Origin of the sequence: Bacillus rugosus (genome assembly GCF_023238245.1) — a bacterium.
In the GTDB taxonomy this organism is placed as follows: Bacteria; Bacillota; Bacilli; order Bacillales; family Bacillaceae; genus Bacillus; species Bacillus rugosus.
Genome location: NZ_CP096590.1, coordinates 3000505 through 3018590, shown reverse-complemented (window position 1 = coordinate 3018590; position 18086 = coordinate 3000505). Strand labels below are relative to the sequence as shown.

Below are 18086 nucleotides of genomic sequence, written 5' to 3'. Positions count from 1 at the left end.
ATTACAAATCATGCGGCTTAAACGTTTTGCAGTCCGTTTCCTGGCTGTTTTCAGCCGTTTCACCAGTATGGCTGACAACATAAATGGCATCAGCGGTGCATTTGTTTCCTTTGCCCCAATAAGAACAGTTGTTGACTTCGCATAGAATTTTCTGCTCCATGCCATCCCCTCCTTATAAAGGTTCTGGCTTAGTATAGCCGGTGGGCTTGCCCTCTATTCCTCCTGGCGGATATACCGTTTATCTCGCATAAACATTTTCCAGAAGAAATAGAAGCCAGGAAAGAGAATGATAAATGCAACGATATACGTCGCAAACAGCGCTCTGAACGTTGCTGGCTCTGTAAAGCCTGACATGACAGTCACATCGGGATAAATCATATACGGGAGATGCGCCCGCCCGTACGCGTAGCTTGCCAAAAAGTACTGGATCGCAATCGCAACAAGTGCAAGCCGCGGCTTTCCGATGTTTTGGCCAAAGCTCTTGTTAGGCAGAAAAAGAGCGATTCCCGCAATGACAAATGTAATGAATGATGCAATAATCCAAGAGAAATCATTCATCATTCCGCTGTACAGCCAGTTTGCTTCATTCCGCATTGTCAGCATAATGCATACAGCAAACAGGAGTGAAATCGGGCCGGTAATTAAGGCGCTTTTTCTGTAGGCGCGGTACGCATCCTGTTCCTCCGCCACATTTGAAAAATCAGCAAGCAGCAGTGAGGACAAAAACAAAGTGCTTAAAATCGCAAATCCGATAAATGAATAGGCATTGGGGCTTGAAAAGATTTTAGACATGTTCAAGTTGTAGATTCCATCCGTTTTTTCTATAAACCCTCCATGTGTCACAGGAAGCACTAAAATTAAAATAGCAGGAATGATAAAGCCGGAGATGCCGGAAATATATCTTAGCATTTTCCGCTCTTTTGCTGTGTTTGAAAAAACGAGAAATCCGCTTCGGATCGCTAAAAACAGTAAAATCATACTGCCGGGAATTAATAAAACGGTTCCGAGCACAAATGTCGCGCCAGGAAAAAAGCTGAAAAGCGCCACGACGATGGCCACAATAAAGACGTTTGTGACCTCCCAAGTCGGGGACAGAAAGCGGTTCGCAATATCGGTGGCCTTCATACGCTCCTTATTTAAATAGATCATAGACCAAAATCCCGCTCCAAAATCCATTGTCGCCATGACGGCGTAAATAAACACAAAGCCCCAGATAATTGAGATGGCGATCAGAGCGTCAGTTGAGATGTCCATTTGTCGATCTTCCTTCCATTTGGTTTCCTGTTTGCGGAGCCATTACGACTCCGCTGTATTTAAATCTTCTTCAACCGGGTGCTTGCGGAAATAGTACAGAAGCACATAGACGACAGCTGCGCCTAATACGGCGTAAACAAATGTGAAAAATAAGAAGAGCACCCCGATCGAGCCAGTCGTTGTTACGACATCTGACGTTTTCAAGAGATGATAGATGACCCAAGGCTGCCTCCCTGTACAGGCGAAAATCCAGCCGAATTCAATGCCGATGAGACTAAAAGGGCCTGCTGTCATGAAAATGACCAAAAGCCACGTTGGGAAGCGGTCTTTCTTGAGCACCTTTTTCCAGACCACACCGATAATGGAATAAAGGATAAGCAGCATTCCTACACCGACCATCGCATTAAACAGCGTGTGAATGAAGAGCGGCGGCCACTCATCTCTAGGAAATGCATTTAATCCCTTTACGACAGTATCAAAGCGGTTCGCTGCCAGAAAACTTAACGCCCATGGAATCTCGATGGCCCACTTTACTTTCTCTTCATTCGGGTCGGTAAAACCGCCGATAGCAAGAGGGGCGTGAGATCTTGTTTCAAACAAGCCTTCGGCGCCGGCTAATTTTTCGGGCTGATATTCGTACAGCATTTGTGCAGATTCGTGCCCGTTCAAAGCGGTCAGCAGTGAAAAAATACCGCCGATCGTCAGTGCGAGCAAAAGGGCTTTCCGGTGAAAGCGATAGACCTTTTCCTTTTTTCTCGACCGAATCATTTTATATGCAGCAACAGAAGCAACGATAAACGCTCCCGTCATAAATGCGGATAAAACAACATGGCCTGCGGTGATAAAAAAGCTTGGATTGAAGAACGCAGCCCACGGATCAACATCTGTAATTTTCCCGTTTAAAATTTTAAAACCGGCCGGCGTACCTTCAAATGCATGGACATTCGTGATCAGAACAGCCGACGCTGCAGCCCCGACTAACACAAAGAATACGGCAACAATCCTCATTGCCGGTGACAAGCGGTCTGCGGCGTATACATAGATCGACATGAAAAGGGCTTCAACAAAAAAAGCGTAGATTTCAATTTGAAACGGCAGGGACATGACCCGGCCGATGACTTCCATAAAACCCGGCCATAAAAGCGCGAGCTGAGTGCCCGCAATAGTCCCGGTCGGTATGGCGACCCCCAGCAAAACGGCTTGTGCTTTCGTCCATCTTTTCGCCATGATCGCGTAATGGTCATCTTTCGTTTTTTGATAAATCAATTCCGCCACTAAAATCATGAGCGGCAGACCCACTCCAAGCGTTGCGAAAATGATATGAAAGCCCATTGTCGTGCCAAAAAGGCTTCTGGCCAAAACTAAATCATCCACAATCGTAAACCACCTTTCTAAAAAGACGTTCTGTATGTATTTTGGGTTTATTATTTGCTTCCTCGGTTAGATTATTCTTCCTATTCTTAAATGCAATGAGGTTTACAATGCGAAAACGCAGGGAAGGATGTAAGGAGATTGACAAAACGTTTGTGAGGATATAAAATAAAACGTAATTATTACGATTTGAAGAAAGGGGATACACATGAAAGAAGGAATTCATCCAAAGAACCACAAAGTCATCTTTCAGGATGTCAACAGCGGCTACCGTTTTCTCAGCACCTCTACTAAAACATCTAATGAAACAGCAGAGTGGGAAGACGGCAACACATATCCGGTCATTAAAGTAGAGGTCAGCTCTGACACGCATCCGTTTTATACCGGGCGCCAGAAATTCAATGAAAAGGGCGGAAGAGTCGAGCAGTTCAAAAAACGATATAATATGGGGAAATAAGGCAGACCTTGAGGGTTTGTCTTTTTTTCTTACCCAGTTTCATTTTGATAAGATGACGAAAAGACAGATGCTGTGATATATTGAAGAGAAAAAAGACAAGGAAGGAATACAACTAGCTATGAGCCTGCTAAATGATATTCTTGAATTTAACAAGACTTTTACTGAAAAAAAGGAATACGAAAAGTATCAAACATCAAAATTTCCTGATAAAAAAATGGCGATTCTTTCTTGCATGGATACTCGTTTGGTTGAATTGCTGCCGCATTCGATGAATCTGCGAAACGGTGATGTGAAAATCATTAAAAGTGCCGGTGCGCTTGTGACACACCCATTCGGAAGCATCATGAGAAGTTTGCTCGTCGCAGTGTATGAGCTGAACGCCGATGAGGTATGTGTGATCGGGCATTACGATTGCGGCATGAGCAAAATCAGCAGCGAAAGCATGCTTAACAGAATCAAAGAAAGAGGAATTCCGGAAGAACGCATCGAAACATTAAAGTATTCCGGTGTTGACTTTGATCAATGGTTTAAAAGCTTTGATTCAGTGGAAGCAAGTGTGAAAGACAGCGTAAAAGTCATTAAACATCATCCGCTGTTTCCGGAAAATGTTCCTGTCCATGGTCTAGTCATTGATCCTGAAACAGGAAAACTGGATCTTGTCGTAAACGGCTATAACGCTTAATGTTTTCGTTTCTTTTCAGGAACGGGATCGACTCCTCCCGGATGGAACGGATGGCATTTCAAAATCCGTTTGATTGTCAGCAAGCTGCCTTTTAAAGCCCCATGTGTTTTAATCGCTTCGATTCCATATTGGGAGCAAGTCGGATAAAAGCGGCATGTTGGCGGCGTCAAGGGTGAGATGAATTTTTGATATCCTCTGATCAGAGCGATAAATAGGGTTTTCATATGTCTTCAGCAACCTTTCTGATGCAAGTATAAGAAAAAAAACGCAGATTGAAAAGTTATTCGATAATCCTTATCGGAAAGGTATGTTATAATGAATGTACATTTTTAAAAAGAGGAGAGTGCCATTATGCCTTCAGTAGAAAGTTTTGAGCTAGATCATAATGCGGTTGTTGCTCCATATGTAAGACATTGCGGCGTGCATAAAGTAGGAACAGACGGCGTTGTAAATAAATTTGATATTCGTTTTTGTCAGCCAAATAAACAGGCGATGAAGCCTGACACCATTCACACACTTGAGCATTTGCTCGCGTTTACGATTCGTTCTCACGCTGAGAAATATGATCATTTTGATATCATTGATATTTCTCCAATGGGCTGCCAAACAGGCTATTATCTTGTGGTGAGCGGAGAGCCGACACCAGCGGAAATCGTTGATCTGCTAGAAGACACAATGAAGGAAGCTGTAGAGATTACCGAAATTCCGGCTGCGAATGAAAAGCAGTGCGGCCAAGCGAAGCTTCATGATCTGGAAGGCGCTAAACGTTTAATGCGCTTCTGGCTGTCACAGGATAAAGAAGAATTGCTGAAAGTATTTGGTTAAACAGAAAGGGACCTTTTTGCGCTTATGCAAAAAGGTCTTTTTTGTGACGTATCATCTTTTATGTACCATTTGCTGTAAGCGTTTGCTACTATTTAGGTAAACGATGAAAGGGTGATGGCATGAAAAAGATGTTAGTTGTTCTGCTTTTTTCTGCTCTTTTGCTTAATGGATGCGGATCAGGTGAAAGCAAAGCAAATTCTGCAGCTGAGACACCTGAGGTATTGGATGTCAAGCTGACCGGCCCTGAAAAAGTAAATCCCGGTGAAAACGTAGCATATGAAGCAGCGGTATCATATGGTGACGAAGCGGTGACGGATGCTGATGAAGTAGAGTTTGAAGTGTGGAAAGAAGGAGAAAAAGACGCCAGCCACATGTTTAAAGCAAAGCAAGAAAAAGGCGTATACCGATTGGAAACAACGTTTAAGGAAGATGGTGTATACACTGTCCAATCCCATGTCACAGCAAAAAAACAGCATAGCATGCCGACCTTGAAAGTCCAAGTCGGTGACGCCGATGCTGCCAGCAATCAGTCTGAAGATGAGCATTCACACAATCATTGATTTTTTGACTCAGAACGAGTTTCTTGCGGAGGATCAATGGTGTGCTTTACATTATAGGCTTTCACAGTCGTCCAAATGGTGACAAACAAAACAGCCAGCACAATCAAAATACTTACCGTAATGAGAAGCGTCATGACATTCCACCTCCCGTTTTTTAACAATTGTAGCATAGTAAAAGATGTCGTGACAGATAAGGGTAAAAAAGAGGTTTTAACGTACGATATAAAGGGTATACATAGTCATATAACAAGGAGGAAGATAATCATGTCAGAACAATTGATTCAAGCAGTGAACAAACAAGTAGCTAACTGGACAGTCATGTATGTGAAACTACATAATTATCACTGGTATGTGAAAGGGAAAGATTTCTTCACTCTTCATGAAAAGTTTGAGGAGCTGTATAACGAAACGGCAACTTATATTGACGACTTAGCAGAACGTCTTTTGGCGCTGGACGGAAAACCGATTGCGACAATGAAGGAATCCTTGGAGACGGCTTCTGTAAAAGAAGCGGCAGGAAATGAAACAGCTGAACAAATGGTTCAAAGCGTATATGATGATTTCACAGTTATCGCGGAAGAGCTGAAAAACGGCATGGATTTAGCTGATGAAGTCGGTGACGAAACAACAGGGGACATGCTTCTTGCGATCCATCAGAATATTGAAAAACACAACTGGATGCTGAAAGCTTACCTGGGTTAGATCCAAAAAAGAAAGGCCGGATGTCTTATAAAAGACGTCCGGCTTTTGATTTTGCATCCGAAAAAATAGGCGACAACCAGTCCATTTTTCTGAAAAATCCAATCCGTTCGGCTTGTTTTCCATAGAATATCGTAAGGCCGTTTCTGTGAAAGGATGTTGGGAAAAATGGATAGAGACTTTGGCATCTTTTCGTTTTTAGCAGTCAGCGTTTCAGCAGCGGGGTTTTTCTTCGGAGGTTTTCAGTATTCATTTCTGATTTTGCTCTCTCTTATGGCAATTGAATTTACCAGTACGACCTTGAAGGAAACGATTATTCACAAACTGGCGTTTAAAAAGGTATTTGCCCGGCTTGTCAAAAAATTAGTCACGTTGTCTCTGATCTCTGTATGCCACTTTTTTGATCAGCTGCTGAATACACAGGGGTCAATTCGTGACTTGGCTATTATGTTTTATATTCTTTATGAATCTGTGCAAATTGTAGTGACAGCCAGCTCTCTCGGCATACCGGTTCCTCAGATGCTTGTCGATCTTTTGGAAACGTTAAAAAATAAATTCAAGCGCAAACCGTAACTTTTACCTGTTCACGGGTCATAATAAAGCCCAGAGCGTCAGTCGCACATTCTGGCAAAAGGCACGGCAAAAACTGTACGAGCTGGTCTGCATGCTTTAGACCTTGGTGGCGTGCTGGGTTTCCCTTATTTTTTGATAAAAGGCTTCCGATGAAACATAACTGTGGTATGATGTATGGAAGATAGCTAGGAACGGATTTGAGGGATAAACATGTACGAGTTTAAAGATTATTATCACAATACTGTTCAGCTTTCCTTTGACGATCAGCCTTTCTCGGACAGTCCGAAGCATGTCTGGGTGATTTGCCGTTTTGGCGGCAAATGGCTTTTAACAGAACATGAGGACAGGGGCTATGAGTTTCCAGGCGGGAAAGTAGAGCCGATGGAGTGCGCAGAAGAGGCGGCGCTCCGGGAAGTAAAGGAAGAGACGGGTGCAAGAGTGAAAAGCCTCAAGTACCTCGGACAGTATAAAGTTCTCGGTAAAGAAAAAGTGATTGTAAAAAATATATATTTTGCAGATATAGAAAAGCTTGAAAAGCAAGCTGATTACTTTGAAACGAAAGGCCCGGTTTTGTTTCATGAGCTTCCGGAGAACCTTTCCCGCAATAAAAAGTTCAGCTTTATTATGAAGGATTCCGTTCTTCCGATCAGTTTGAAAAAACTGAAAGAAGCTGGATGGATCGAATAAAAAACCCGGCTCATGTGCCGGGTTTTTTATGTCCTGCCCTTCGTCCATTTCTTTTCCAGCAGCTCTACGCCCTGATACATTAAAGTGGCGAATACGGCGATGATCAGCAGGCTTAAGAAGACGAGTGTAAAATTGAAGACTTGGAAACCGTAAATAATCATATATCCTAATCCGACCTTAGAAACAAGGAATTCACCTACAATGACGCCAACCCATGATAAACCGACGTTTACTTTCAGTGTTGAAATAATAGCGGGGGAGGATGCGGGAAGAATCACTTCTTTAAATATCACCCATTTTTTTGCGCCGAATGTTTTCATGACTTTTATATAGTTTTCGTCAACCTCTTGGAAAGCGGTGTACACGACGATGGTTGTGATAATAACGCTAATGATGGCTCCCATCGCAATAATGCTGATAAAACTGGGACCGAGCGCGACAATCAGGATCGGGCCCAGCGCCACTTTCGGCATTGCATTCAAAATCACAAGATACGGATCTAAAATCCTGGCAAGCCGGTTGGACCACCATAACAAAGCAGCGAGGCACGTGCCCATAAACGTCCCAAGCAAAAAGCCAAGCACCGTTTCAAATAAGGTGACGCCGATATGTGACAGTAAAGACCCGTCACCGAGCTTCTCCAGCAATAAATGCCATACAGCTGACGGAGAGCTGAAGATCAGCGGATCAATCCAGCCGAGCCTGCTGGAGATTTCCCAACCTGAGAAAAAGAGAATAAATATGGCAAGCTGAAAGGAATGGACATTCCATTTTTCCTTTTTCTGTTTGAATTGATATTGCTCGTGGAGCAGATCAATCGTTTCTTTGCTGTTTCTCAAGAGAATTCAGCTCCTTCCATATCGTTTGAAACAGCGTCTGGAAGGATGGCTCCTGGCGGGCGTCAAAAGGCATCATCGCGGCCAATTCTTTAGGAATGGTAAAAATCTGATGGATGGTGCCCGGCTGGTTTGAAAATAAAAAGATCGTATCGCTCATCGCTATCGCTTCCCCAATATCATGTGTGACAAGCACTGCAGTTTTTTGATACTCCTTTAATGTACGGAATACCAGGTTTTCCAGTGACAGCTTTGTCTGAAAATCAAGCGCGGAAAATGGCTCATCCAGCAAAAGCAGACTTGGATTTGGCGCAAGAGTTCTTGCAAGCGCGGCACGCTGGCGCATTCCGCCCGACAGCTCTTTCGGATATTTTTTCTCCACATCTATGAGACCGAACTCCGGCAATAGACTGAGTGCAGCAGCCTTGCTTTCTTCTGTCAACGTGTCGGCGATTTTTAAGCCGAGAAGCACATTTTCCTCGATAGATTTCCAGGGAAATAAGTAATCCTGCTGAAGCATGTAGCCGATGTTATGTTCTTTTTGATTCGGCTCACTTCCTTCAATCAAAACTCTGCCTTCCGATGGTTCAATCAGGCCGGCAATAATGGAAAGCAGTGTTGTTTTGCCGCAGCCGCTTGGGCCGAGAAATGAGATGAAATCACCTTTTTCGGCATTGAAATGAATGTCCCGTACGGCCGTCGTTTTTTCTTTAATAGAAAAATAAGTATGGGTTACATGGTCGACATGTAAAAAAGACATAGATGGCGCCTCCTATTTTTCCAAGGTGACTTTTTCGGCAATTTGTTTATTTACAAGCTGATTGTATGGAATGTGCTTCGGCAGTTCTCCCGATTGATCCATAATGGTCTGGAGCAGCTCCCATTCTTTTTCGTTTAGCAGGGGATCTGGCGAATACGATTGCTGCTTTTTATAACGTTCGATGGATGTTTCGATGACTTCTGGATCGGTATCATCAAATTCATCTTTGATGGCATCTGTGATTTCTTTCGCCGAGTGATTTTTCACCCACTGCTGCGCCTTATAAATAGCTCTTGTAAACTTGACGGCTGTGTCTTCATTTTTTTTCAGATAGCTTTGTTTTGCCATAAAAGTTGTATAAGGAACCTGGCCTGATTCTTCTCCGAACGAAGCCACGATATGGCCGATGCCTTTTTTCTCAAAGAGAGAAGCTTGCGGTTCAAAAAGCTGCACATATTCGCCGGTTCCAGAAGCAAATGCATTGGCGATATTGGCGAAGTCTATGTTCTGGATGAGGTTAATATCCTTATGCGGGTCAATCTTATGGTTGTTCAGTACATACTCGCCGACCATTTGCGGCATGCCGCCTTTTCTCTGGCCGAGAAACGTTTTTCCTTTCAGCTGATCCCAATCGAACTGTTTGACATCTTCTCTTGCGACAAGAAATGTTCCGTCTGTCTGAGTCAGCTGGGCGAAATTAATGACAGGGTCTTTAGCCCCTTGCGCTTCGACATAAATAGATGTTTCTGACCCGACAAGTGCAATGTCTGAGCCGTTTGAAAGAAGCGATGTCATCGTTTTGTCGCCGCCCCAGGTCGTATTTACATTGACATCAAGCCCTTCTTCCTTGAAAAATCCTTTTGACTCAGCAACATATAAAGGCGCGTAAAAAATCGAATGAGTCACTTCGGCTACTTTGACTTTGGTGAGCGTTTCTTCTTGGTTGCAAGCCGCCAGGGCGATCATCAGAAATATACTGCCAACACAGGCGCAGCCCAGCCTTAACCATTTATTCACATAGACAACCTCCTTATTTAGCATCAAGTTAATATCCTTTTTTGCTTTACATATCGTATGATGGGTATAAAAATGTGTGAATGCCTAATCAGGTTCTCAGGATGTAATTTTGGAGTAAGGAAAGCATATAGAAAAAAGGAGGCGGCTGCCTTGATTGTTGAGAAAAGAAGATATCCGTCGCCGAGCCGGCATGTGCGTCTGTTTACGATCTGCTATCTTTCAAATGGCTTACGGGTAAAGGGGCTTCTGGCTGAGCCGGCGGCACCGGGACAATATGACGGATTTTTATATTTGCGCGGCGGGATTAAGAGCGTGGGCATGGTTCGGCCAGGCCGGATTATCCAGTTTGCATCCCAAGGGTTTATTGTGTTTGCTCCCTTTTACAGGGGAAATCAAGGTGGAGAGGGCAACGAGGATTTTGCCGGAGAAGACAGGGAGGATGCTTTTTCCGCTTTTCATCTGCTTCAGCAGCATCCAAATGTTAAGAAGGACAGAATCCATATCTTCGGTTTTTCCCGCGGTGGAATTATGGGAATGCTCACTGCGATTGAAATGGGCCGGCATGCGGCTTCATTCGTTTCCTGGGGAGGCGTCAGTGATATGATCCTTACATATGAGGAGCGGCAGGATTTACGGCGAATGATGAAAAGAGTCATCGGCGGAACACCGAAAAAGGTGCCTGAGGAATACAAATGGAGAACACCGTTTGACCAAGTAAACAAAATTCAGGCACCCGTGCTATTAATTCATGGAGAAAAAGACCAAAACGTTTCGATTCAGCATTCCTATTTATTTGAAGAGAAGCTAAAACAGCTGCATAAGCCGGTGGAGACGTGGTACTACAGCAAATTCACACATTATTTCCCGCCAAAAGAAAACCGGCGTATCGTTCGGCAGCTCACGCAATGGATGAAGAACCGCTGACGGTGAAATATGGTATGATAAAGAAAAAAGAGAACGAAAGGGGATTTCACTTTGGGAATGCCTGTTGAATTTAATACATTGATTGTGACAAAAGGAAAAGAAGTTCGCATAGATGAAAATATTTTCACGTTAGAGAAAGACGGATACCGTGTGTATCCGATGGAGATTCCGATGGATGTGCGCAAAACAAAGTTCGGCGAAAAGTCGGGAACAGCTGAAGTGCAGAAGCTTCAATGGGAAGACGGCCGGACCATCATTACATACAAGCTGACTTCTCTGCATTCTGTGAATTAAAACAAGCCAAGAGCGTAATTGCTCTTGGCTTTTGCTTTTTAAACGAGAGGGCCGCCTGCCTGTGCAATCGCATCTGTATGTGCGAACTTTTTAAAGTTCTCTTTGAATTCATTCGCGAGGTAGACAGCCTTTTCTCTGTATTTTTCCTTGTTGTTCCATGTGTTTTCCGGCTGAAGGATATGATCAGGAACGCCAGGAACTTGAACCGGAATGTGCAGGCCGAAAATATCGTCAGTCATCATTTCTGCATCCTCTAATTTGCCTTCAATCGCTGCTTTGACCATCGCCCTTGTGTAAGAAAGCTTCATGCGTTCGCCTGTGCCGTAGCCGCCGCCGGTCCAGCCGGTATTGACCAAGTAAACGTCTGCGCCGTGTTCATCGATCTTTTTGCCGAGCATTTCAGCATAGACGTGAGCAGGAAGCGGCAGGAATGGTGAGCCGAAGCATGTGGAAAACGTCGTCTCAGGAGACGTCACACCGCGTTCGGTTCCAGCAAGTTTGCTCGTATAACCGCTTAAGAAATGGTACATCGCCTGTTCCTTCGTCAGTTTGCTGATCGGCGGCAGGACTCCGAATGCATCAGCCGTCAAAAATACAATTGCTGAAGGGTGGCCTGCCATGCTTGGTGTCACGATGTTGTCAATCATATGAATCGGGTAAGCCGCCCGCGTGTTTTCGGTATAGAAGGAATCATCATAATTGGCTTCGCGTGTATCATCATCAACAACAACATTTTCAAGAACAGACCCGAAGCGGATCGCGTTAAAGATCTGAGGCTCCTTTTCTTCGCTTAAATGAATGCACTTGGCGTAGCATCCGCCTTCAATATTAAAGACGCCTGTGTCAGACCAGCCGTGTTCATCATCACCGATCAGTTTGCGGTCAGCATCGGCTGAGAGGGTGGTCTTGCCTGTTCCGGACAGTCCGAAGAAAAGGGCGACATCGCCTTTTTCACCGACATTGGCAGAGCAGTGCATGGATAGAATATCTCTTTCAGGGAGCAGGAAATTCATAATGGAGAAAATCGATTTCTTCATTTCTCCAGCATACTCTGTTCCGCCGATTAAAATCGTCCGCTTTTCAAAAGAGACAATAATAAAGGTTTCAGAATGTGTGCCGTCTGTTTTTGGATCCGCTTTGAAATGCGGAGCAGAAAGAATGGTAAACGGTTGTTCAACTGTTTTCTTATCATTGCCCTCCGGTCGGATAAACAGCTGTCTGGCGAATAAATTGTGCCATGCGAACTCATTTACGACGGTGATCGGCAGCCTGTATTTTTCATCTGCTCCGGCAAATCCTTCGAATACAAACAGCTCATCTCGCTGTTTCAGATAGCTGACAACTTTCGTGTACAGCCGCTCAAATGCTTCTTCTGAAATGGGCTGATTCACCGTACCCCAATCGATCTTATTTTTCGTGCTTTCTTCCTTCACGATAAATTTGTCTTTAGGCGAGCGTCCTGTATAAGCTCCTGTTGTCGCCCGAACAGCGCCTGTGGAAGTTAAAATGCCTTCGTTCCGGGATAGTACTTTTTCTGTAAGCTGTGCTGCTGATAAATTATGACGCACATTTGGGCTTGTTAATAAGGCTTGTAGATCAGCGGTTAAATCAACTGAGTTCATATGAAACCTTCCTTTATCGTTTTTTGTGTTTTGCTAATTGTGAATTAGTATAACATATATTTTCAAATAGTCTATACTATTTAACGTTTTTTGTGTGTGCGTTTTCCAATGTTTTCCCTCAATATAGGTGCCTATTTCTTCTGAATCATATTGACATTGCAAACCCTTTTACGATAAGATATTTCATTGAGCGGATACTCTTATCCCGAGCTGGCGGAGGGACAGGCCCTATGAAGCCCAGCAACCGGTTTCTCTGTTATTATTATGTTCAACTGTGTGAGACAACCAAGGTGCTAACCTGTTGCAAGGTTGTATGATTCCTTGAGCGATAAGAGTGAAAGGCACAAAGACCAAACCCTTTCCTCGATGGAAAAGGTTTTTTTATTTCATAAATATGCCAATTAACATTCTCTAATATAACGTTACATTGTATAAGAGGGAGCGAGTTCCGTATCATATATACAAGGTCTTTCGGGAGGCCTTGTGCAGGAGGAAGCAAATCATGAGTAAAAATCGTCGTTTATTTACATCAGAATCTGTTACGGAGGGGCATCCGGATAAAATCTGTGACCAGATTTCTGACAGCATTTTAGATGAAATTTTAAAGAAAGACCCTAACGCGCGTGTTGCTTGTGAAACGTCTGTGACAACTGGTTTGGTTCTTGTCAGCGGAGAGATCACAACATCTACGTATGTTGACATTCCGAAAACGGTTCGTCAAACCATTAAAGAAATCGGATACACACGTGCGAAATACGGATTTGATGCGGAAACTTGTGCAGTTTTAACATCAATTGACGAGCAGTCTGCTGATATCGCAATGGGTGTAGACCAGGCGCTTGAAGCCCGTGAAGGCACAATGAGCGATGAAGAAATTGAAGCGATCGGTGCGGGTGACCAAGGTTTAATGTTCGGTTACGCGTGCAACGAAACAAAAGAGCTTATGCCTCTTCCAATTTCACTTGCTCATAAATTGGCCCGCCGCCTGAGTGAAGTCCGTAAAGAAGATATTCTTCCGTACCTTCGTCCTGACGGCAAAACACAGGTAACAGTTGAGTACGATGAAAATAACAAACCTGTCCGCATTGACGCGATTGTTATTTCAACTCAGCATCACCCTGAAATTACGCTTGAGCAAATCCAGCGCAACATTAAAGAACATGTTATCAATCCGGTTGTTCCTGAAGAGCTGATTGATGAAGAAACAAAATATTTCATCAACCCTACAGGACGTTTCGTTATCGGAGGCCCTCAAGGGGATGCGGGACTTACAGGACGCAAAATCATTGTTGATACGTACGGCGGCTATGCACGCCACGGCGGAGGCGCGTTCTCAGGTAAGGATGCAACGAAGGTAGACCGTTCTGCGGCTTATGCAGCGAGATACGTTGCGAAAAACATCGTTGCGGCTGAGCTTGCTGATTCTTGCGAAGTACAGCTTGCTTACGCGATCGGTGTTGCACAGCCTGTGTCAATCTCAATCAACACATTCGGTTCCGGAAAAGCTTCTGAGGAAAAATTGATTGAAGTTGTTCGCAATAACTTTGATTTACGACCTGCCGGCATTATCAAAATGCTTGATTTACGCCGTCCGATTTATAAACAAACTGCTGCGTACGGCCACTTTGGACGCCACGATGTTGATCTTCCGTGGGAGCGTACAGACAAAGCAGAGAAGCTGCGTGAAGAAGCGTTAGGAGAATAATTTTATAGCCGCTTACTGGTTAAGCGGCTTTCCCTTTTTTACGTTGTATTCATGTTTATTTTTTTACATAACCGTGAAACCAAATACTATTCACAGCGTCTATAAATAGGGGTTCAATGATGACAATTTTAATTATGGAGGCAATACTATGTGTGGATTTGTCGGGGTTTTTAACAAGCATCCGTTAGCTCAAACCGCTGATCAAGAAGAACTAATCAAACAAATGAACCAAATGATCGTTCACCGCGGTCCTGACAGTGATGGATATTTCCATGATGAGCACGTTGGATTCGGTTTCAGACGGCTCAGCATTATTGATGTAGAAAATGGCGGACAGCCTTTATCATATGAAGATGAAACATATTGGATTATCTTTAACGGAGAAATCTATAACTATATTGAATTGAGAGAAGAACTTGAAGCAAAGGGGTATACATTCAACACGGATTCGGACACAGAGGTTCTTCTTGCGACTTACCGTCACTATAAAGAAGAAGCTGCGTCCAAACTGCGCGGTATGTTTGCCTTTCTGATTTGGAATAAAAACGATCATGTGCTTTATGGAGCAAGAGATCCATTCGGCATTAAACCGTTGTACTACACAACGATCAATGATCAGGTTTATTTTGCCTCAGAGAGAAAAAGTTTAATGGTTGCTCAGAATGATATTGAAATAGATAAAGAAGCATTGCAGCAGTACATGTCTTTCCAATTCGTTCCTGAACCAAGCACGCTCGATGATAATGTGAAAAAAGTAGAGCCGGGTTCACAGTTCACAATCCGCCCGGATGGCGATATCACATTCAAAACGTATTTTAAAGCGAACTTTAAGCCAGTTCAGACTGAAGAAGATAAGCTTGTAAAAGAAGTCAGAGACGCGATCTATGACTCTGTAAACGTTCATATGCGAAGTGACGTTCCTGTCGGTTCATTCCTATCTGGCGGAATTGATTCTACTTTTATTGTATCCGTTGCGAAGGAATTTCATCCAAGCTTAAAAACATTCTCTGTCGGATTTGAACAGCAGGGCTTCAGTGAAGTCGATGTAGCGAAAGAAACTGCAGCGGCACTTGGCATTGAAAATATCAGCAAAGTCATTTCGCCTGAAGAATACATGAACGAGCTTCCGAAGATTGTATGGCATTTTGATGACCCGCTTGCTGATCCGGCAGCGATTCCATTGTACTTTGTTGCAAAAGAAGCGAAAAAACATGTAACGGTTGCTTTATCAGGTGAAGGTGCGGATGAGCTCTTCGGCGGATATAACATTTACCGTGAGCCGCTTTCGCTTAAACCGTTTGAACGCATTCCGTCAGGCCTGAAAAAGATGCTTCTGCACGTTGCGGCTGTTATGCCTGAAGGTATGAGAGGAAAGAGCCTGCTTGAGCGCGGCTGTACTCCGCTCCAAGATCGTTATATCGGTAACGCGAAAATCTTTGAAGAATCTGTTAAAAAGCAGCTGCTGAAGCATTATAATCCGAACCTTTCATATCGTGATGTGACAAAGACTTACTTTACAGAAAGCAGTTCATACAGCGATATTAACAAAATGCAATATGTCGATATCCACACTTGGATGCGCGGGGATATTTTATTAAAAGCAGATAAAATGACGATGGCCAATTCTTTGGAACTGCGTGTGCCGTTCTTGGATAAAGTCGTATTTGACGTCGCTTCAAAAATTCCTGATGAGCTGAAAACGAAGAACGGCACGACGAAGTATCTTCTTCGCAAAGCGGCTGAAGGAATTGTGCCTGAGCACGTATTAAACCGCAAAAAACTTGGTTTCCCTGTACCGATCCGTCATTGGCTGAAAAACGAAATGAACGAATGGGTGCGGAACATTATCCAGGAAAGCCAAACGGATGCTTATATCCACAAGGATTATGTCCTTCAGCTTCTTGAAGATCATTGTGCGGACAAGGCTGATAACAGCCGTAAAATCTGGACTGTACTGATCTTTATGATCTGGCACAGCATCAATATCGAAAAACGGTATATGCCTGAAGAGTTGAGCCATCAGCCTAAAGAAGTCATCTTTGTGTAACAGACAACAAGGCTTTCGATTCGTCGAAAGCCTTGTTATTATCCTTTTATTTCTCCATCATCATTGATTTACCCAATCCACACGGAAAATTCAGAAAAATGATTTATTGATATTTTTTTCTAGGGGAGAAGAAAGCATGCAAAAACAAAAACAAGAGCTACACCGCGGACTCGAAGAAAGGCATATTTCTTTAATGTCTTTAGGAGCTGCCATAGGGGTGGGATTGTTCCTTGGCTCCGCATCAGCTATTCAATTAGCAGGTCCGGGTATTTTGGGAGCGTATGCCATAAGTGGCATGGTCATGTTTTTTATTATGAGAGCGCTTGGAGAAATGGCCATTCAAAAACCGGTCGCTGGCTCTTTCAGCCGCTATGCCCGTGATTATTTGGGACCGCTTGCAGGCTATTTAACAGGATGGAACTACTGGTTTTTATGGGTTGTAACCTGTATGGCTGAAATCACTGCTGTCGGGATTTATATGGGGTACTGGTTTCCGGACGTGCCAAACTGGATTTGGGCATTATCGGCGCTGGTCATTATGACGGGTGTTAATTTCTTGGCTGTCAAAGCCTACGGAGAGCTGGAATTTTGGTTCGCTTTGATTAAAATTGTCGCGATCTTATCTATGATTGCTGTCGGTTTATTGATGATCATCGCAGGGGTCGGCAATGGAGGCATTGCAACCGGAATCAGCAACTTGTGGAACAACGGAGGATTTTTTCCACATGGAATAAAAGGGGTCTTATTGTCACTTCAAATGGTGATGTTCGCCTATTTAGGGATTGAAATGATCGGGGTGACAGCTGGCGAGGTGAAAAACCCGCAAAAATCGTTAGCCAAAGCAATTGATACGGTATTTTGGCGTATTTTGATTTTTTATGTAGGCGCTTTATTTGTCATTATGTCTATTTACCCATGGCAGGAAATTGGCTCACAAGGAAGTCCATTTGTCCTCACATTTGAAAAGGTGGGCATTCCATCGGCAGCAGGCATTATTAACTTTGTCGTTTTAACGGCCGCGCTGTCTTCATGCAACAGCGGCATTTTCAGCACAGGGCGGATGCTGTTTAATTTAGCGGAGCAGGGTAAGGCGCCGCAAGCATACGGGCAGCTGACGAAAGGCGGTATTCCGGGGAAAGCTGTTCTGGCTTCAGCGGGTGCTTTATTAGTCGGAGTGCTGTTAAACTATGTTGTACCTGCAAAGGTGTTTACTTGGGTCACAAGTATTGCGACATTCGGAGCGATTTGGACGTGGGCGATCATTTTGCTTTCTCAAATTAGATACCGGAAAAGCTTGCGGCCGGAAGAAAAGAAACACTTAAAATACAAAATGCCTTTCTTTCCGTTTACGTCTTATGTATCATTGGCATTTTTAGCATTTGTCGTTATTATTATGGCTTACAGTCCCGATACAAGAGTAGCCGTGATTATCGGACCGATTTGGTTTCTTATCTTGCTTGCCGTGTATTATGGAAAAGGTTTTCATAAGAAAAATGCGGCTGCTGCCAGCGAACGAAATATCAGCTAACAAAAAGAGCTCCCAGCGAGCTCTTTTTGTGTGTTGTCATAGAAACTAGAGAAAAGGAAAGAATAGGAATATGTTTTTTGCAGAGGCAGCTTACAGTTGCGGATCAAGTTTTATGATAAGATAAAAGTCATACGTTTGATGCCATGTGAACGTTTTATGGAGAAACCAAAACCCGAACTGTCATTACGTCCGGGTAAACAAAGGTTATTGCTTTCAAACATAATTTGAAAAATGGTAAAGTAAGA

The 18086-nt window shown here is 43.6% G+C and carries 21 protein-coding genes and 1 riboswitch; of the genes, 12 read left to right on the top strand and 9 right to left on the bottom strand.

What is annotated here, in order from left to right; translation table 11 throughout:
* Position 1: 1 nt before the first annotated feature.
* Genes M0696_RS15330 through M0696_RS15320 form a run of 3 tightly spaced genes read right to left on the bottom strand, consistent with a single transcriptional unit; the run spans position 2 to position 2628 of the window.
* On the bottom strand, positions 2–160 hold the full coding sequence (locus M0696_RS15330; protein WP_003219337.1) for a DUF1540 domain-containing protein: 159 nt from the start codon (positions 158–160) through the stop codon (positions 2–4).
* Between the two features lie 53 nt (positions 161–213).
* Positions 214–1254 (bottom strand): cytochrome d ubiquinol oxidase subunit II, encoded by a 1041-nt coding sequence (locus tag M0696_RS15325; RefSeq protein WP_248602124.1) that lies wholly within the window; start codon positions 1252–1254, stop codon positions 214–216.
* Positions 1255–1296: 42 nt separating this feature from the next.
* Positions 1297–2628, bottom strand: coding sequence for a cytochrome ubiquinol oxidase subunit I (locus M0696_RS15320; RefSeq protein ID WP_248602123.1), 1332 nt, complete (start codon positions 2626–2628; stop codon positions 1297–1299).
* Between the two features lie 205 nt (positions 2629–2833).
* On the opposite strand from M0696_RS15320, the gene M0696_RS15315 reads away from it, so the two are divergent.
* Both M0696_RS15315 and M0696_RS15310 read left to right on the top strand, forming a co-directional pair.
* Positions 2834–3082: a type B 50S ribosomal protein L31 gene (locus tag M0696_RS15315; protein WP_003219346.1), complete on the top strand. Its 249-nt coding sequence runs from the start codon at positions 2834–2836 to the stop codon at positions 3080–3082.
* Positions 3083–3200: 118 nt separating this feature from the next.
* Positions 3201–3764: a beta-class carbonic anhydrase gene (locus M0696_RS15310; protein ID WP_166849337.1), complete on the top strand. Its 564-nt coding sequence runs from the start codon at positions 3201–3203 to the stop codon at positions 3762–3764.
* Here the strand turns inward: M0696_RS15310 and yidD are convergent.
* Complete coding sequence (gene yidD, locus M0696_RS15305) at positions 3761–3988, bottom strand: membrane protein insertion efficiency factor YidD (RefSeq protein ID WP_222143388.1); 228 nt, start codon at positions 3986–3988, stop codon at positions 3761–3763. The two genes, M0696_RS15310 and yidD, sit on opposite strands and share 4 nt — an antisense overlap.
* A 127-nt stretch (positions 3989–4115) precedes the next feature.
* Between yidD and M0696_RS15300 the strand changes: the two genes are divergently transcribed.
* Both M0696_RS15300 and M0696_RS15295 read left to right on the top strand, forming a co-directional pair.
* On the top strand, positions 4116–4589 hold the full coding sequence (locus M0696_RS15300; protein ID WP_014114882.1) for an S-ribosylhomocysteine lyase: 474 nt from the start codon (positions 4116–4118) through the stop codon (positions 4587–4589).
* 119 nt (positions 4590–4708) lie between these two features.
* Positions 4709–5149, top strand: a complete 441-nt coding sequence (locus M0696_RS15295) for a FixH family protein (RefSeq protein ID WP_166849339.1) — start codon at positions 4709–4711, stop codon at positions 5147–5149.
* On the opposite strand, the gene ytzI is transcribed toward M0696_RS15295, so the two are convergent.
* On the bottom strand, positions 5143–5283 hold the full coding sequence (ytzI, locus tag M0696_RS15290; protein ID WP_102702955.1) for a YtzI protein: 141 nt from the start codon (positions 5281–5283) through the stop codon (positions 5143–5145). The genes M0696_RS15295 and ytzI overlap by 7 nt on opposite strands.
* 130 nt (positions 5284–5413) lie before the next feature.
* Here ytzI and M0696_RS15285 point away from each other — a divergent pair, with 130 nt between their 5' ends.
* The 3 genes from M0696_RS15285 (at position 5414) to ytkD (ending at position 7108) form a co-directional block, all read left to right on the top strand.
* Positions 5414–5851, top strand: coding sequence for a Dps family protein (locus M0696_RS15285; RefSeq protein ID WP_069840179.1), 438 nt, complete (start codon positions 5414–5416; stop codon positions 5849–5851).
* A 165-nt stretch (positions 5852–6016) separates the two neighbouring features.
* Positions 6017–6421 (top strand): phage holin family protein, encoded by a 405-nt coding sequence (locus M0696_RS15280; protein ID WP_166849342.1) that lies wholly within the window; start codon positions 6017–6019, stop codon positions 6419–6421.
* A gap of 210 nt (positions 6422–6631) precedes the next feature.
* On the top strand, positions 6632–7108 hold the full coding sequence (gene ytkD, locus M0696_RS15275; protein WP_166849345.1) for an RNA deprotection pyrophosphohydrolase: 477 nt from the start codon (positions 6632–6634) through the stop codon (positions 7106–7108).
* A 26-nt stretch (positions 7109–7134) separates the two neighbouring features.
* Here ytkD and M0696_RS15270 read toward each other — a convergent pair whose 3' ends face one another.
* From M0696_RS15270 to M0696_RS15260, 3 genes are read right to left on the bottom strand one after another with little or no spacing between them, the layout of a single operon-like run.
* A complete protein-coding gene (locus M0696_RS15270; RefSeq protein ID WP_222143387.1) occupies positions 7135–7947 on the bottom strand; it encodes an ABC transporter permease in 813 nt (270 codons plus the stop codon).
* Entirely contained in the window at positions 7922–8704 is a 783-nt protein-coding gene (locus tag M0696_RS15265; protein WP_166849350.1) for an ABC transporter ATP-binding protein, read from the bottom strand. The genes M0696_RS15270 and M0696_RS15265 overlap by 26 nt, the downstream gene beginning before the upstream one ends.
* A gap of 12 nt (positions 8705–8716) precedes the next feature.
* Complete coding sequence (locus tag M0696_RS15260; protein ID WP_222143386.1) at positions 8717–9721, bottom strand: ABC transporter substrate-binding protein; 1005 nt, start codon at positions 9719–9721, stop codon at positions 8717–8719.
* Positions 9722–9871: 150 nt separating this feature from the next.
* On the opposite strand from M0696_RS15260, the gene M0696_RS15255 reads away from it, so the two are divergent.
* Together M0696_RS15255 and M0696_RS15250 are read left to right on the top strand one after the other, a co-directional pair.
* Positions 9872–10645 carry an alpha/beta hydrolase family protein gene (locus tag M0696_RS15255; RefSeq protein ID WP_248602122.1) on the top strand — a complete coding sequence of 258 codons (774 nt, stop codon included), beginning with the start codon at positions 9872–9874 and terminating at the stop codon, positions 10643–10645.
* Between the two features lie 51 nt (positions 10646–10696).
* The gene (locus M0696_RS15250) at positions 10697–10939 is read left to right on the top strand and encodes a DUF2584 domain-containing protein (protein ID WP_003223304.1); all 243 of its coding nucleotides are present in this window, start codon (positions 10697–10699) and stop codon (positions 10937–10939) included.
* A gap of 38 nt (positions 10940–10977) precedes the next feature.
* On the opposite strand, the gene pckA is transcribed toward M0696_RS15250, so the two are convergent.
* Positions 10978–12561 carry a phosphoenolpyruvate carboxykinase (ATP) gene (gene pckA, locus M0696_RS15245; protein ID WP_222143384.1) on the bottom strand — a complete coding sequence of 528 codons (1584 nt, stop codon included), beginning with the start codon at positions 12559–12561 and terminating at the stop codon, positions 10978–10980.
* A gap of 197 nt (positions 12562–12758) precedes the next feature.
* A riboswitch (SAM riboswitch) is annotated at positions 12759–12896 on the top strand.
* Positions 12897–13063: 167 nt separating this feature from the next.
* Between pckA and metK the strand changes: the two genes are divergently transcribed.
* The 3 genes from metK to alaP all read left to right on the top strand — a co-directional run bounded on the left by metK (position 13064) and on the right by alaP (position 17841).
* Positions 13064–14266 (top strand): methionine adenosyltransferase, encoded by a 1203-nt coding sequence (gene metK, locus M0696_RS15240; RefSeq protein WP_166849363.1) that lies wholly within the window; start codon positions 13064–13066, stop codon positions 14264–14266.
* Between the two features lie 148 nt (positions 14267–14414).
* Complete coding sequence (asnB, locus tag M0696_RS15235; RefSeq protein WP_222143383.1) at positions 14415–16313, top strand: asparagine synthase (glutamine-hydrolyzing); 1899 nt, start codon at positions 14415–14417, stop codon at positions 16311–16313.
* A gap of 136 nt (positions 16314–16449) precedes the next feature.
* On the top strand, positions 16450–17841 hold the full coding sequence (gene alaP, locus M0696_RS15230; RefSeq protein ID WP_248602121.1) for an alanine permease AlaP: 1392 nt from the start codon (positions 16450–16452) through the stop codon (positions 17839–17841).
* Positions 17842–18086: the final 245 nt, after the last annotated feature.